This is a genomic window from Streptomyces sp. NPDC037410 (assembly GCF_055602235.1).
Genome location: NZ_JBVJWR010000001.1, coordinates 518,920 through 531,753, shown reverse-complemented (window position 1 = coordinate 531,753; position 12,834 = coordinate 518,920). Strand labels below are relative to the sequence as shown.

Below are 12,834 nucleotides of genomic sequence, written 5' to 3'. Positions count from 1 at the left end.
GATCCGCGACCGCCGTGTTCGATACCCTCTCCGACCGCCTTGCAGCGACCTTCAAGAACCTCCGCGGCAAGGGCCGTCTGTCCGAGGCGGACATCGACGCCACCGCGCGCGAGATCCGTATCGCGCTGCTCGAAGCGGATGTCGCCCTGCCGGTCGTCCGCGCCTTCATCAAGCAGGTCAAGGAGCGCTCGCTGGGCTCGGAGGTCTCCCAGGCCCTGAACCCCGCCCAGCAGGTCATCAAGATCGTCAACGACGAGCTGATCGCCATCCTCGGTGGCGAGACCCGCAGGCTCCGGTTCGCCAAGACCGCGCCGACCGTGATCATGCTCGCCGGTCTCCAGGGTGCCGGTAAGACCACCCTCGCCGGAAAGCTCGGTGTCTGGCTGAAGAGTCAGGGCCACTCGCCGCTGCTCGTCGCGTGCGACCTCCAGCGCCCCAACGCCGTCAACCAGCTCTCCGTCGTCGCCGACCGCGCCGGCGTCGCCTTCTACGGCCCGCAGCCGGGCAACGGCGTCGGTGACCCGGTCCAGGTCGCGAAGGACTCGATCGAGTACGCGCGGACCAAGCTGTACGACGTCGTCATCGTCGACACCGCCGGCCGCCTCGGCATCGACCAGGAGCTGATGCAGCAGGCCGCGGACATCCGCGACGCCGTCAGCCCCGACGAGGTCCTCTTCGTCGTCGACGCCATGATCGGTCAGGACGCGGTCAACACCGCCGAGGCCTTCCGCGACGGCGTCGGCTTCGACGGCGTCGTGCTCTCCAAGCTCGACGGCGACGCCCGCGGTGGTGCCGCGCTCTCCATCGCGCACGTCACCGGCAAGCAGATCATGTTCGCCTCCAACGGCGAGAAGCTGGACGACTTCGACGCGTTCCACCCGGACCGCATGGCGTCCCGCATCCTCGGCATGGGCGACATGCTCTCCCTCATCGAGAAGGCGCAGCAGACCTTCGACGAGGAAGAGGCCGCCAAGATGGCCTCGAAGCTCGCCTCGAAGAAGGGCGAGGGCTTCACGCTCGACGACTTCCTGGCGCAGATGGAGCAGGTCCGCAAGATGGGCTCCATCTCGAAGCTGCTCGGGATGCTGCCCGGCATGGGCCAGATGAAGGAGCAGATCGCCAACATCGACGAGCGGGAGGTCGACCGCGTCGGCGCCATCATCAAGTCGATGACCCCGGCCGAGCGCCAGGACCCGACCATCATCAACGGCTCCCGGCGTGCCCGTATCGCCAAGGGTTCCGGCGTCGAGGTCAGCGCGGTCAAGGGCCTGGTCGAGCGGTTCTTCGAGGCCCGCAAGATGATGTCCCGCATGGCGCAGGGCGGCGGCATGCCGGGGATGCCCGGCATCCCGGGCATGGGCGGCGGCCCCGGCCGGCAGAAGAAGCAGGTCAAGCAGGCCAAGGGCAAGCGCAAGAGCGGCAACCCGATGAAGCGGAAGGCCGAGGAGCAGGCCGCGGCCGAGCGCCGCGAGCAGGCCCAGGCGGGCGGCGCCTTCGGTCTCCCCGCGGCGGGTCAGGCCCCGAAGGACTTCGAGCTCCCGGACGAGTTCAAGAAGTTCATGGGCTGATCAGTCCGGTGTGAGGTTGTGAGGGGCCCGGGGCGGTGCGAAACCGCCCCGGGCCCCTTTTCGTACGGTCAGCCCACCCGTAATGCCGGGTTTGATCAGTTCTTCGATACTGGGGCCACTGCCGCCCCGAGGAGAGCCACGTGGCCAACCCCGTACCCCCGCGCGACCGGACCGACCAGCCCTGGCGCTCGGAAGGGGCCCCGCCGCCCCCGTCGCCGAAGAAGCGGATGCCGGGGGGCTGGGGCGGTCTCATCCTCACGGCGCTGATCGTCTACCTGATCGCCAACATCGTGCTGTCGTTCTTCAACGAGGGCGACGGGCCGACGATCTCGTACACCGAGTTCGACAAGCAGGTCGCCGCCGGGAACGTCACCAAGATCTACTCCAAGGGGGACGCGATCCAGGGCCAGCTGAAGAACAAGCAGCCCATCCCCGACGGCGACGGCGACTACACCAAGTTCCAGACCCAGCGGCCCGCCTTCGCCGACGACGACCTGTGGGCGCAGCTGACCAAGCAGAACGTCACGGTCACCGCGCAGCCCGTCGTCCAGGAGCGCAGTTTCCTCGCCAACCTCCTGATCTCCCTCGCGCCGATGCTGCTGCTGGTCGTGCTGTGGGTGTTCATCGCCCGCCGGATGCGCACGGGCATGGGCGGCGCGGGCGGGATGCTCGGCCGCAAGCAGCCGCCGAAGCCGGTCGAGCTGGAGGGCGGCAAGCGCACCACCTTCCAGGACGTCGCCGGCATCGACGAGGTCGAGGGCGAGCTCAACGACGTCGTCGACTTCCTGAAGAACCCGCAGGCCTACCGCGAGATGGGCGCCAAGATGCCCCGCGGTGTGCTCCTCGCGGGCCCTCCCGGCACCGGCAAGACCCTGCTCGCGCGGGCCGTCGCGGGCGAGGCGGGGGTGCCGTTCTTCTCGGCCTCCGCGTCCGAGTTCATCGAGATGATCGTGGGCGTCGGCGCCTCCCGGGTCCGCGAGCTGTTCGCCGAGGCCCGCAAGGTCGCCCCCGCGATCATCTTCATCGACGAGATCGACACCATCGGCCGGGCCCGGGGCGGCGGGTCCGGGATGGGCGGGCACGACGAGCGCGAGCAGACCCTCAACCAGATCCTCACCGAGATGGACGGCTTCACCGGCTCCGAGGGCGTCATCGTCCTCGCCGCGACCAACCGCGCCGACGTCCTCGACCCGGCCCTCACCCGGCCGGGCCGCTTCGACCGGATCGTCCACGTCAACCCGCCCGACCGGGGCGGCCGCGAGGCCATCCTCAAGATCCACACCCGGGAGATCCCGCTCGCCAAGGACGTCGACCTGGCGCACGTCGCCCGCACCACCCCCGGCATGACCGGCGCCGAGCTCGCCAACCTCGCCAACGAGGCCGCGCTCCTCGCCGTCAAGCGCGAGCAGCGGGCCGTCACCCGGTCCGATCTGTCCGACGCCCTGGAGAAGGTCCAGCTCGGCGCCGAACGGCCGCTCGTGATGCCCCTGGAGGAGCGGCGCCGGACCGCGTACCACGAGAGCGGGCACGCCCTCCTCGGCATGCTCCAGCCCGGCGCCGACCCGGTCCGCAAGATCACCATCGTGCCGCGCGGCCGGGCCCTCGGCGTCACCCTGTCGACCCCCGACTCCGACAAGTACGCCTACACCGAGGACTACCTGCGCGGCCGGATCATCGGCGCCCTCGGCGGGATGGCGGCCGAGCAGGTCGTCTTCGGCGTCATCACCACCGGCGCGGAGAGCGACCTCGAACAGGTCACCAACATCGCCCGGGGCATGGCCGGCCGCTGGGGCATGAGCGAGCGCGTCGGCCGCCTCACCGCCATCCCGAGCGACGCCCAGCAGGCGTACGGGCTCTCCGCCGCCCCCGCGACCCTCGACGCCGTCGACCACGAGATGCGCCGGATCGTCGACGAGTGCTACGAGAGCGCGGTACGCCAACTCCGCGAGCACCGCGACCAACTGGACGCCCTCGCCGAGGCCCTCCTGGCCAACGAGACCCTGGAGGAGGAAGCGGCGTACCGCGCGGCGGGGATCACGCGGGGGGAGCGGGAGGGGGAGGAACAGGATCCTGGATCCAACCTCCCGGATCCTGGATCCAAGACCTGACGGACTACCCCACCCGGGCGACCACGTATCGGAAGACGTTCGGCATCCAGACCGTCCCGTCGGGGCGGACGTACGGGGAGAGGGCCTCCTCGATCTCCTTCTCCACCTGGGTGAGGTCCGTCGTGCGGACCGCCTCGTCGAAGGCGCCCGTCGAGAGCAGCCCGCGGACCGCGCTGTCCTCGTCCGCGTAGCCGAAGGGGCAGGCCACGCGCCCCGAGCCGGCCGGTCGCAGTCCCGCCCCGGTCAGCAGCGCGTCCAGGTCGGGTCCCGGCGTGGGCCCGTGGTCCGCGAGGCGGGCCGCGACCCGCAGCACCGGCTCCGTGGCGCACCGCTCCGGCGGCCCCCAACCGGCGAGGACGACCGCCGTGCCCGGTTGGGCCGAACGGGTGAGAGTCCGCAGTCCGGGGAGGGTCCCGTCCGTCGCGTGGAAGGCCGTGACCACGTCGTACGGAAGGTCCTCCGGCGGCTCCTCCGTGACCGTGACGCCCTCCGGCAGCCGCTCCCGCGCCAGCTCCACGCGCGCGTGGTCCCGGTCCGCGCCGGCGACCCGCGCGCCCCGTGCCGCCGCCATCAGGAGGGCGAGCCCGGAGCCGCAGCCCAGGCCGAGCAGCCGGGTACCCGCGCCCACGCCGAGGCGGTCGTACACCGCCTCGTACAGCGGGACAAGCATGCGTTCCTGGATCTCGGCCCAGTCGCGCGCGGGGTGGTGCGGGACGAGCGTAGGTGTCATGGAAAAGCGCCCCAATCCGTGCTCGGACGACAGCCCCCCGTAGTCAGGGAACTGCGCTTCCCGGGCCGCGTCCAGTGCTCGGGCCGGACCGATTGGCCCGGGGGCGAGGGGCGCGGTGCGCCGCCTTGCCTCCGGAGCCGGTAATGTCCTCGCAACATCCCCCGGGCCGCTCCGGCCCCCCGGGGGCGCGCGCACCGCGGCCACGCGCCGGGGCGTATGCGCCACTACGCACCGGCTTGACGATCCCTGCGTGACTTCTCCGCAGATCGGGGCACTGGCCCGCGTCGGGACACATCACGGGCAACTGACGGGTAAGTGCAAAATATTTGAGTTGCCCCGGAATGGAACCCGGGGGCACTCCGGCTCGTTGTACGCGACGTGAGCACGACACCCCCTGTTCTCGCCGCAGAGCTGGCACAGGCGTGGGCCGACATTCAGCGGCACCACCCCGAGCTGCCCGATCTTGCCGCGCCCGAGTCCCTGATCGGAGAGTCCTCGTCCGCCTGTGGCGCCGAGCTCTCCTTCGAGCGACTGCTCCACGAGGCAGTCCACGGCATCGCCGCCGCCCGAGGTGTCCGCGACACCTCCCGCGCCGGCCGCTACCACAACCGCAGATTCCTCGCGATCGCCGAGGAGATGGGCCTCGACCACCCCGAGGAGCCGCACGCCAGCAGCGGCTTCTCCCTGGTCACGCTCAACCCCGAGGCCAGGCGCCGCTACCGGCCCACCATCGAGCGGCTCCAGCGCGCCCTCAAGGCGCACACGGTCGCCACGGCCGCCGACACCAAGCGCTCCTTCCGCGGACCGGCCGCCCGGCACGGCTCCTCGGGCGGCGGCGTGCGCGTCAAGGCCGTCTGCGACTGCGGGCGCAACGTGCGCGTGGTCCCGTCGGTGCTGGCCCAGGCCCCGATCGTCTGCGGCGGCTGCGGCAAGCCCTTCCGTATCCCAGAGACAGTGGGCGCCGCCAACTGAGTCGGCGGCGTGTGGCACAATGGCTAGCTGTACTCGACAGTCGCACAGGACCCCTCTCTCCTCCGGCTGACGCGTCCATCGGGCATCCGAGTACCGCAACCCCACGTGGCATCTCAAGTGCCCAACCACGTCAAGACCAGGAGACACCACTTCAGTGGCAGTCAAGATCAAGCTCAAGCGCCTCGGCAAGATCCGCCAGCCGCACTACCGCATCGTCGTCGCCGACTCGCGCACCCGTCGTGACGGTCGCGCGATCGAGGAGATCGGCCTCTACCACCCGACGTACAACCCGTCGCGTATCGAGGTCGACTCCGAGCGTGCGCAGTACTGGCTGTCCGTCGGCGCCCAGCCGACCGAGCCGGTTCTCGCCATCCTGAAGCTCACCGGCGACTGGCAGAAGCACAAGGGTCTGCCGGCCCCCGAGAAGGCTCTGCTCGTCCCCGCCACGAAGGAGGCGAAGCGCGCCTCGTTCGACGAGTTCGCGAAGACCCTCGAGGGCGGCGACGACAAGGGTGAGGCCATCACCCCGAAGGCCAAGAAGGCCGACAAGAAGGCGGACGAGGCCGAGGCCGCGTCCACCGAGTCGACCGAGGCCTGATCATGCTCGAGGAGGCTCTCGAGCACCTCGTGAAGGGCATCGTCGACAACCCCGACGAGGTGCAGGTCGCCTCGCGCAACCTGCGCCGGGGCCGCGTGCTGGAGGTCCGGGTCCACCCCGACGACCTCGGCAAGGTGATCGGCCGTAACGGCCGCACCGCGCGTGCGCTGCGCACCGTCGTGGGTGCCATCGGCGGACGGGGGATCCGCGTCGACCTCGTCGACGTGGACCAGGTCCGCTGAGCAGGTCGGCAGCATCACCTTAGTTGTGCCGGCACGGGCCGGGGAGGGCTGAAGAGCCCACCCCGGCCCGTTGTCGTACGTACGAGCTGTGTGACAGGAGAGTGTGGAGCAGTGCAGTTGGTAGTCGCGCGCATCGGCCGCGCCCACGGCATCAAGGGCGAGGTCACCGTCGAGGTGCGGACGGACGAGCCCGAGCTCAGGCTCGGCCCCGGTGCCGTGCTGATGACCGACCCGGCCTCCGCCGGGCCGCTGACCATCGCGAGCGGCAAGGTGCACAGCGGCCGTCTGCTGCTGCGCTTCGTGGGCGTCCGCGACCGCAACGCCGCCGAGGCGCTGCGCAACACCCTCCTCATTGCCGAGGTCGACCCCACGGAGATGCCCGAGGAGGAGGACGAGTACTACGACCACCAGCTCATGGACCTCGACGTGGTCCTCGCCGACGGCACCGAGATCGGCAGGATCACCGAGATCTCCCACCTGCCGTCCCAGGACCTCTTCATCGTCGAGCGCCCCGACGGCACCGAGCTGCTGATCCCCTTCGTCTCCGAGATCGTCACCGAGATCGACCTGGAGGAGCAGCGGGCCGTGATCGACCCGCCGCCCGGCCTGATCGACGACCGCGCCGAGATCGTCTCCTCCCGGGACGACGGCGAGGAGCAGGCATGAGGCTCGACGTCGTCACGATCTTCCCCGAGTACCTCGAACCGCTGAACGTCTCCCTCGTCGGCAAGGCACGCGCGCGTGGACAGCTCGACGTCCATGTGCACCACCTGCGCGACTGGACGTACGACCGGCACAACACGGTCGACGACACCCCCTACGGCGGCGGACCCGGCATGGTCATGAAGACCGAGCCCTGGGGCGACGCGCTCGACCAGGCCCTCGCCGACGGCTACGAGGCCGGCGCGCACGGCCCGGTCATGGTCGTCCCCACCCCGAGCGGCCGCCCCTTCACCCAGGAGCTCGCCGTCGAGCTCTCCGAGCGGCCCTGGCTGATCTTCACGCCCGCCCGCTACGAGGGCATCGACCGGCGCGTCATGGACGAGTACGCGACCCGGATGCCGGTCTACGAGGTCTCCATCGGCGACTATGTGCTCGCCGGCGGCGAAGCGGCCGTCCTCGTCATCACCGAGGCCGTCGCCCGCCTGCTGCCCGGCGTCCTCGGCAACGCCGAGTCCCACCGTGACGACTCCTTCGCCCCCGGCGCCATGGCCAACCTCCTGGAAGGCCCCGTCTACACCAAGCCCCCCGAGTGGCGCGGCCGGGGCATCCCCGATGTGCTCCTCAGCGGGCACCACGGCAAGATCGCCCGCTGGCGTCGCGACGAGGCCTTCCGTCGTACGGCCGCCAACCGGCCCGACCTCATCGAGCGCTGCGACCCGTCCGCCTTCGACAAGAAGGACCGCGAGGTCCTCTCGATGATGGGATGGGCGCCCGAGCCCGGCGGCCGATTTTGGCGCAGGGTCGAGGACGTGGAAGAATAAGCCGCTGTCGTCCGTCCGGCGCGCGCCCCTGCCACAGGGGGACCGACGCCGCCAGAACCGGACGACGCTCCCCATCATTCGTACGTACCGCTGATGACCTGTGGCATCAGCGAGGAAAGAGACCTCCATGGCCTCCCTGCTCGACCAGGTCAACGCGGCCGCGCTCCGCTCCGACCTCCCCGCCTTCCGTCCCGGCGACACCGTGAACGTCCACGTGCGCGTCATCGAGGGCAACCGCTCCCGTATCCAGCAGTTCAAGGGTGTCGTCATCCGCCGCCAGGGCTCGGGCGTCAGCGAGACCTTCACGGTCCGCAAGGTCTCGTTCTCCGTCGGCGTCGAGCGTACCTTCCCGGTCAACAGCCCGATCTTCGAGAAGATCGAGCTCGTGACCCGCGGTGACGTCCGTCGCGCCAAGCTCTACTACCTGCGTGAGCTGCGCGGCAAGGCTGCCAAGATCAAGGAGAAGCGCGACCGCTGAGCCCCGGCTCCCGGCACGCCCCACGCTTCCGACTCCCCGCACGGACAGGCCGGATAGGCTCTGCCAGCGATGGACACCGAAGCACAGCACACGGAGCGCGACCCCTCTTCCCACACGGATTCGTCCGGAACGGAGGAAGGGTCGCGCTCCGCGCGCGTTTCCGACGACTCGGGGCGCGGCCCCTCCTGGCGGCGCACCGCCCTCGTGGGCGGCGCCTGCGTGACCTTCCTGCTGCTCCTGAGCCACTTCGTCATCCAGCCGTTCCTGATCCCCAGCGGCTCCATGGAGCCCACGCTCCAGGTCGGCGACCGGATCCTCGTGAACAAGCTGGCGTACCGTTTCGGCAACGAGCCCGCGCGAGGTGACGTCGTCGTCTTCGACGGCACCGGCTCCTTCGTCGACGAACAGCCCCGCGGAAATCCGGTCACCGGGCTCCTGCACGACGGGGCGGCCGCGCTCGGTCTCGCCGAGCCCGACGAGACCGACTTCGTGAAGCGGGTCGTCGGCGTCGGCGGCGACCGGGTCGTCTGCTGCGACAAGGACGGCCGGCTCACCGTGAACGGCGTCCCCGTCCAGGAGCGGTACGTGATGCTGGGCGACCAGCCGTCCAGCGTGCCCTTCGACATCGTCGTCCCGCAGGACCGGCTCTGGGTCATGGGCGACCACCGCAGCCAGTCCAGCGACTCCCGCGACCACCTGGGCAACGCGGGCGGCGGCATGGTCCCCGTCGACAAGGTCGTCGGCCGCGCCGACTGGATCGCCTGGCCCTTCGGCCGCTGGTCCACCGTGCCCGGCACCGACGCGTTCCACGCCGTACCGGCCCCACCGGCCGGCGGACACGGAGCGGGACCCCATGGGTAGCCGGGGCCGCGCACCCGGCGGGTCGGGGCAGAGCCCCGCCGCCGCCCCGCCCGGCCGGGCCGAGCGCCGCAGGCTCGCCCGCAAGGTCAAGCGGCGCCGCCAGCGCTCCGCGCTCCGGGAGATCCCGATCCTGGTCACGGTGGCCGTGCTCATCGCGCTCGTCCTCAAGACCTTCCTGCTCCAGGCCTTCGTCATCCCGTCCGGCTCCATGGAGCAGACGATCCAGATCTCCGACCGGGTCCTCGTCGACAAGCTCACGCCCTGGTTCGGCGCCCGTCCCGAGCGCGGCGACGTCGTCGTCTTCAAGGACCCCGGCACCTGGCTCCAGCAGGAGACGACTCCGGCCGCCGACGCCCCGATCGGCATCAAGCAGGCCAAGCAGGCCCTGACCTTCATCGGCCTGCTCCCCTCGGCCGACGACCGGGACCTGATCAAGCGGGTCGTCGCCGTCGGCGGGGACACCGTCCGCTGCTGCGGCAAGGACGGGCGGATCAGCGTCAACGGCGTGCCGCTGGACGAGCCGTACCTGCATCCCGGGAATCCGCCGTCGAAGATCCCCTTCGAGGTGAAGGTCCCCGAGGGCCGCATCTTCGTCATGGGAGACCACCGCTCCGACTCGGCCGACTCCCGTTTCCACCTCGGCGAGGAGGGGCACGGCACCGTCTCCGAGGAGCAGGTCGTCGGGCGGGCCGTGGTGATCGCCTGGCCCTTCGGGCACTGGCGCACCCTGGAGCAGCGGGACACCTTCTCCGCCGTCCCCCACGCAGGTGCGGGTTCCGCGACCGCGTCAGGTCTGTCGCATAGTGTGTCCCCGCGCATTCTGAACGGATTGCCCGGGCTCCCGACCCCTGCGGAACTTCTGCTCGTTATGGGAGTGGTGGGCCTGTCCCTGACCCGGGGCGGGCGTTCGCAGAGACTGAGGAGTGGATGTGGGGGATTTGGCCGTCGGCGCACGATCCGGACACGATGAGCCCGACAAGAAGGCCGGAGGGGCCTTCGCCGATGACACGACGGGTGACGACGTGACGGGTGACGAGCAGGCGCAGCCGCCGGGCGGCGGTACGCCGGGCGAGGGCGGCGACGAAGCGGTGGGCGGACCCGCCAGGGGCCCGAAGAAGCCCCGCTCCTTCTGGAAGGAGCTGCCCCTCCTCATCGGCATCGCGCTGGTGCTCGCCCTGCTGATCAAGACCTTCCTGGTGCAGGCGTTCTCGATCCCCTCGGAATCGATGATGAACACCCTGCAGAAGGGCGACCGGGTACTCGTCGACAAACTGACCCCGTGGTTCGGCTCCGAGCCCGAGCGCGGCGAGGTCGTCGTCTTCCACGACCCGGGCGGCTGGCTGGAGGGCCAGGAGACCCCCAAGCCGAACGTCGTGCAGAAGTTCCTCAGCTTCATCGGCCTCATGCCGTCCGCCGAGGAGAAGGACCTCATCAAGCGCGTCATCGCGGTCGGCGGCGACACCGTCTCCTGCAAGGAGGGCGGCAAGGTCGTCCTCAACGGCGTGGCGCTCGACGAGAGCGCGTACCTCGCCCCCGGCGCGGTGCCCTGCCAGGACTCCTTCGGCCCGATCAAGGTCCCCCAGGGCCGCATCTGGGTCATGGGCGACAACCGCCAGAACTCCCTGGACTCCCGCTTCCACCAGCAGCTCCCCGGCGGCGGCACCGTCTCCAACGACGAGGTCGTGGGCCGCGCCGTCGTGATCGCCTGGCCGGTCACCCGCTGGGCCACGCTCCCCGTGCCCGACGTCTTCGACCAGCCCGCGCTCAACAAGGCCCTGGGCGCCGCCCCCCTCGGGGCGGCCGGGCTCGCCGGAGCGCTCCCGCTGGTGCTGTGGCGCCGGAAGAGGCAGGCCGTGGGGCATACCGCCGAGTAGCGACCCGCGGGTAGGGTGCCGTCCCGGGCCGTCGAGAGACCTGCGGTCCGCCGACAGACCTGCGGGGTGCGCACATGAGCGGGACCATGAGGACCAAGGGCGGCCGCGGCCGCCTCGGCAGCGTGCTGTCGGGGCTGGCCGTGGCCGTCGGCTGTGTGCTCTTCCTCGGCGGCTTCGTCTGGGGAGCCGTGCTCTACCAGCCGTTCACCGTCCCCACCGACTCCATGACCCCGACCATCGACGTCGGGTCCAAGATCCTCGCCGAGCGGATCGACGGCGACGAGGTGCGGCGCGGTGACGTGGTCGTCTTCAAGGACCCCCTCTGGGGCGCCTCGCCCATGGTCAAGCGGGTCGCCGGCATCGGCGGCGACACCGTCGCCTGCTGCGACCGCGACGGGCGGCTCACCGTGAACGGCACGCCCGTCGTCGAGCCGTACCTGCACCCCGGGCCCGACGGCCGGACCGTCGCCTCGGGCCAGGAGTTCTCCGTGACCGTCCCCAAGGACAGCCTCTTCCTCCTGGGCGACGACCGGATCGTCTCGCTCGACTCCCGTACGCACCTGGAGGACGCCGGGCAGGGCTCCGTGTCCCGCTCCATGGTCGTCGGCCGGGTCGACGCCGTCGTGTGGCCCGCCAAGGGCCTTCTGGAGCCCGCCACGGGCTTCGCCGGACTCCCGGGCGGCAGCTCGCGACCGGGGCCGTTCAACGCGCTCCTCACGATGATCGCGGCCGGCACCGCGCTGATCGTCCTGGGGTCCGCGTACGGCCCGGTGGCGAGCCGCCTGACCCGCCGCCCGTCCGAGGGGCCGCGGCCGGGCGCGAGGGAGAAGGTGGGGGCATGACGGACACAGGCGCTGCGGGCCTCGCACCGGGCGCCGAGCCCGCACCGGACCTGGGTGCCGGGACCGGGGCGGACTCGGGCTCGGGGCCGGGCCCTGGGCTCGGGGCGGACTCGGGTTCCGGGCTCGGGGCGGGTTCGGGCTCGGTGACGGGTCACGGGACCGTGCGGCGGCGGGTCGCGCGGGTCGTGCTGCTCGACCCCGACGACCGGGTCCTGCTCCTGCACGGCTTCGAGCCCGAGGACCCCGACGACACCTGGTGGTTCACCCCCGGCGGCGGCCTGGAGGGCGACGAGACCCGGGAGGAGGCGGCGCTCCGCGAGCTCGCGGAGGAGACCGGCATCACCGAGGTCGAGCTCGGCCCCGTGCTCTGGAAGCGGTACTGCTCCTTCCCCTTCGACGGGCGCCGCTACGACCAGGACGAGTGGTACTACCTGGCCCGCACCCGCGCGACCGGGGCCGCGCCCCGGCCGCAGCACCTCACGGAGCTGGAGACCCGCAGTCTCTCGGGACTGAGATGGTGGACCTCCGCCGAACTGTCGGCGGCCCATGAGACGGTGTACCCGACCAGGCTCGCCGAGCTGCTGCGCACGCTGCTCGACGAGGGACCTCCGAGTGCACCGGTGGTTCTCGCCCCGGAAATCGTTTAGGGACGCGTACGACTGGCGCACAATAGGGGGACGCACGGCTGAAGGGGAACATGCCATGAGCGCCGAGGACCTCGAGAAGTACGAGACCGAGATGGAGCTGAAGCTCTACCGGGAGTACCGCGACGTCGTCGGGCTGTTCAAATACGTGATCGAGACCGAGCGTCGCTTCTACCTCACCAACGACTACGAGATGCAGGTGCACTCGGTGCAGGGCGAGGTGTTCTTCGAGGTCAGCATGGCCGACGCCTGGGTCTGGGACATGTACAGGCCCGCCAGGTTCGTCAAGAAGGTCCGGGTCCTGACCTTCAAGGACGTGAACATCGAGGAGCTCAACAAGAGCGACCTCGAACTCCCCGGCAGCTGACGCCGCTCCCTCGCCGCACCCGGGGAAATCACCCTCAGGGGTGACGGCGTTCTCCACAGCCTCCCG

Annotated in this window: 15 protein-coding genes; 14 read left to right on the top strand and 1 reads right to left on the bottom strand. The window is 70.9% G+C overall.

Annotation, left to right across the window (positions count from 1 at the left end; all coding sequences use genetic code 11):
* The first annotated feature begins 14 nt into the window (after positions 1-14).
* Complete coding sequence (ffh, locus tag ACZ7HT_RS02475; RefSeq protein WP_471158879.1) at positions 15-1,568, top strand: signal recognition particle protein; 1,554 nt, start codon at positions 15-17, stop codon at positions 1,566-1,568.
* A gap of 140 nt (positions 1,569-1,708) precedes the next feature.
* The gene (gene ftsH, locus ACZ7HT_RS02470; protein WP_471158877.1) at positions 1,709-3,676 is read left to right on the top strand and encodes an ATP-dependent zinc metalloprotease FtsH; all 1,968 of its coding nucleotides are present in this window, start codon (positions 1,709-1,711) and stop codon (positions 3,674-3,676) included.
* Between the two features lie 4 nt (positions 3,677-3,680).
* Here the strand turns inward: ftsH and ACZ7HT_RS02465 are convergent, their stop codons facing one another.
* On the bottom strand, positions 3,681-4,406 hold the full coding sequence (locus tag ACZ7HT_RS02465) for a methyltransferase domain-containing protein (RefSeq protein WP_471158875.1): 726 nt from the start codon (positions 4,404-4,406) through the stop codon (positions 3,681-3,683).
* A 378-nt stretch (positions 4,407-4,784) separates the two neighbouring features.
* Here ACZ7HT_RS02465 and ACZ7HT_RS02460 point away from each other — a divergent pair, with 378 nt between their 5' ends.
* The 12 genes from ACZ7HT_RS02460 (at position 4,785) to ACZ7HT_RS02405 (ending at position 12,768) form a co-directional block, all read left to right on the top strand.
* Positions 4,785-5,378 carry a hypothetical protein gene (locus ACZ7HT_RS02460; RefSeq protein WP_030690647.1) on the top strand — a complete coding sequence of 198 codons (594 nt, stop codon included), beginning with the start codon at positions 4,785-4,787 and terminating at the stop codon, positions 5,376-5,378.
* Between the two features lie 154 nt (positions 5,379-5,532).
* Positions 5,533-5,976: a 30S ribosomal protein S16 gene (gene rpsP / locus ACZ7HT_RS02455; RefSeq protein ID WP_015036470.1), complete on the top strand. Its 444-nt coding sequence runs from the start codon at positions 5,533-5,535 to the stop codon at positions 5,974-5,976.
* Positions 5,977-5,978: 2 nt separating this feature from the next.
* Positions 5,979-6,218 carry an RNA-binding protein gene (locus ACZ7HT_RS02450; RefSeq protein ID WP_020868149.1) on the top strand — a complete coding sequence of 80 codons (240 nt, stop codon included), beginning with the start codon at positions 5,979-5,981 and terminating at the stop codon, positions 6,216-6,218.
* 111 nt (positions 6,219-6,329) lie between these two features.
* Positions 6,330-6,884, top strand: coding sequence for a ribosome maturation factor RimM (gene rimM / locus ACZ7HT_RS02445; RefSeq protein WP_471158872.1), 555 nt, complete (start codon positions 6,330-6,332; stop codon positions 6,882-6,884).
* Positions 6,881-7,702 (top strand): tRNA (guanosine(37)-N1)-methyltransferase TrmD, encoded by an 822-nt coding sequence (trmD, locus tag ACZ7HT_RS02440; RefSeq protein ID WP_471158870.1) that lies wholly within the window; start codon positions 6,881-6,883, stop codon positions 7,700-7,702. Before rimM ends, trmD begins: the two co-directional genes overlap by 4 nt.
* A 127-nt stretch (positions 7,703-7,829) precedes the next feature.
* Positions 7,830-8,180, top strand: coding sequence for a 50S ribosomal protein L19 (gene rplS / locus ACZ7HT_RS02435; protein WP_317874030.1), 351 nt, complete (start codon positions 7,830-7,832; stop codon positions 8,178-8,180).
* 69 nt (positions 8,181-8,249) lie between these two features.
* Complete coding sequence (gene lepB / locus ACZ7HT_RS02430; RefSeq protein ID WP_471158867.1) at positions 8,250-9,041, top strand: signal peptidase I; 792 nt, start codon at positions 8,250-8,252, stop codon at positions 9,039-9,041.
* Positions 9,034-10,011 (top strand): signal peptidase I, encoded by a 978-nt coding sequence (gene lepB / locus ACZ7HT_RS02425; RefSeq protein ID WP_471158865.1) that lies wholly within the window; start codon positions 9,034-9,036, stop codon positions 10,009-10,011. The genes lepB (ACZ7HT_RS02430) and lepB (ACZ7HT_RS02425) overlap by 8 nt, the downstream gene beginning before the upstream one ends.
* Positions 9,980-10,915 (top strand): signal peptidase I, encoded by a 936-nt coding sequence (lepB, locus tag ACZ7HT_RS02420; protein ID WP_471159048.1) that lies wholly within the window; start codon positions 9,980-9,982, stop codon positions 10,913-10,915. The genes lepB (ACZ7HT_RS02425) and lepB (ACZ7HT_RS02420) overlap by 32 nt, the downstream gene beginning before the upstream one ends.
* A gap of 74 nt (positions 10,916-10,989) precedes the next feature.
* Positions 10,990-11,757, top strand: a complete 768-nt coding sequence (gene lepB, locus ACZ7HT_RS02415; RefSeq protein ID WP_471158863.1) for a signal peptidase I — start codon at positions 10,990-10,992, stop codon at positions 11,755-11,757.
* Positions 11,754-12,404, top strand: coding sequence for an NUDIX hydrolase (locus tag ACZ7HT_RS02410; RefSeq protein ID WP_471158861.1), 651 nt, complete (start codon positions 11,754-11,756; stop codon positions 12,402-12,404). The genes lepB (ACZ7HT_RS02415) and ACZ7HT_RS02410 overlap by 4 nt, the downstream gene beginning before the upstream one ends.
* Before the next feature lie 55 nt (positions 12,405-12,459).
* Positions 12,460-12,768, top strand: coding sequence for a DUF2469 domain-containing protein (locus ACZ7HT_RS02405; RefSeq protein ID WP_329098825.1), 309 nt, complete (start codon positions 12,460-12,462; stop codon positions 12,766-12,768).
* Positions 12,769-12,834: the final 66 nt, after the last annotated feature.

Excerpts from the sequence above, each read along its gene's own strand:
- lepB (WP_471158865.1), top strand. The coding sequence starts at position 9,034 with ATGGGTAGCCGGGGCCGCGCACCCGGCGGGTCGGGGCAGAGCCCCGCC.
- rplS (WP_317874030.1), top strand. The coding sequence starts at position 7,830 with ATGGCCTCCCTGCTCGACCAGGTCAACGCGGCCGCGCTCCGCTCCGAC.
- ACZ7HT_RS02405 (WP_329098825.1), top strand. The coding sequence starts at position 12,460 with ATGAGCGCCGAGGACCTCGAGAAGTACGAGACCGAGATGGAGCTGAAG.
- lepB (WP_471158863.1), top strand. The coding sequence starts at position 10,990 with ATGAGCGGGACCATGAGGACCAAGGGCGGCCGCGGCCGCCTCGGCAGC.
- ACZ7HT_RS02410 (WP_471158861.1), top strand. The coding sequence starts at position 11,754 with ATGACGGACACAGGCGCTGCGGGCCTCGCACCGGGCGCCGAGCCCGCA.
- ACZ7HT_RS02465 (WP_471158875.1), bottom strand. The coding sequence starts at position 4,406 with ATGACACCTACGCTCGTCCCGCACCACCCCGCGCGCGACTGGGCCGAG.
- trmD (WP_471158870.1), top strand. The coding sequence starts at position 6,881 with ATGAGGCTCGACGTCGTCACGATCTTCCCCGAGTACCTCGAACCGCTG.
- lepB (WP_471158867.1), top strand. The coding sequence starts at position 8,250 with ATGGACACCGAAGCACAGCACACGGAGCGCGACCCCTCTTCCCACACG.
- ACZ7HT_RS02450 (WP_020868149.1), top strand. The coding sequence starts at position 5,979 with ATGCTCGAGGAGGCTCTCGAGCACCTCGTGAAGGGCATCGTCGACAAC.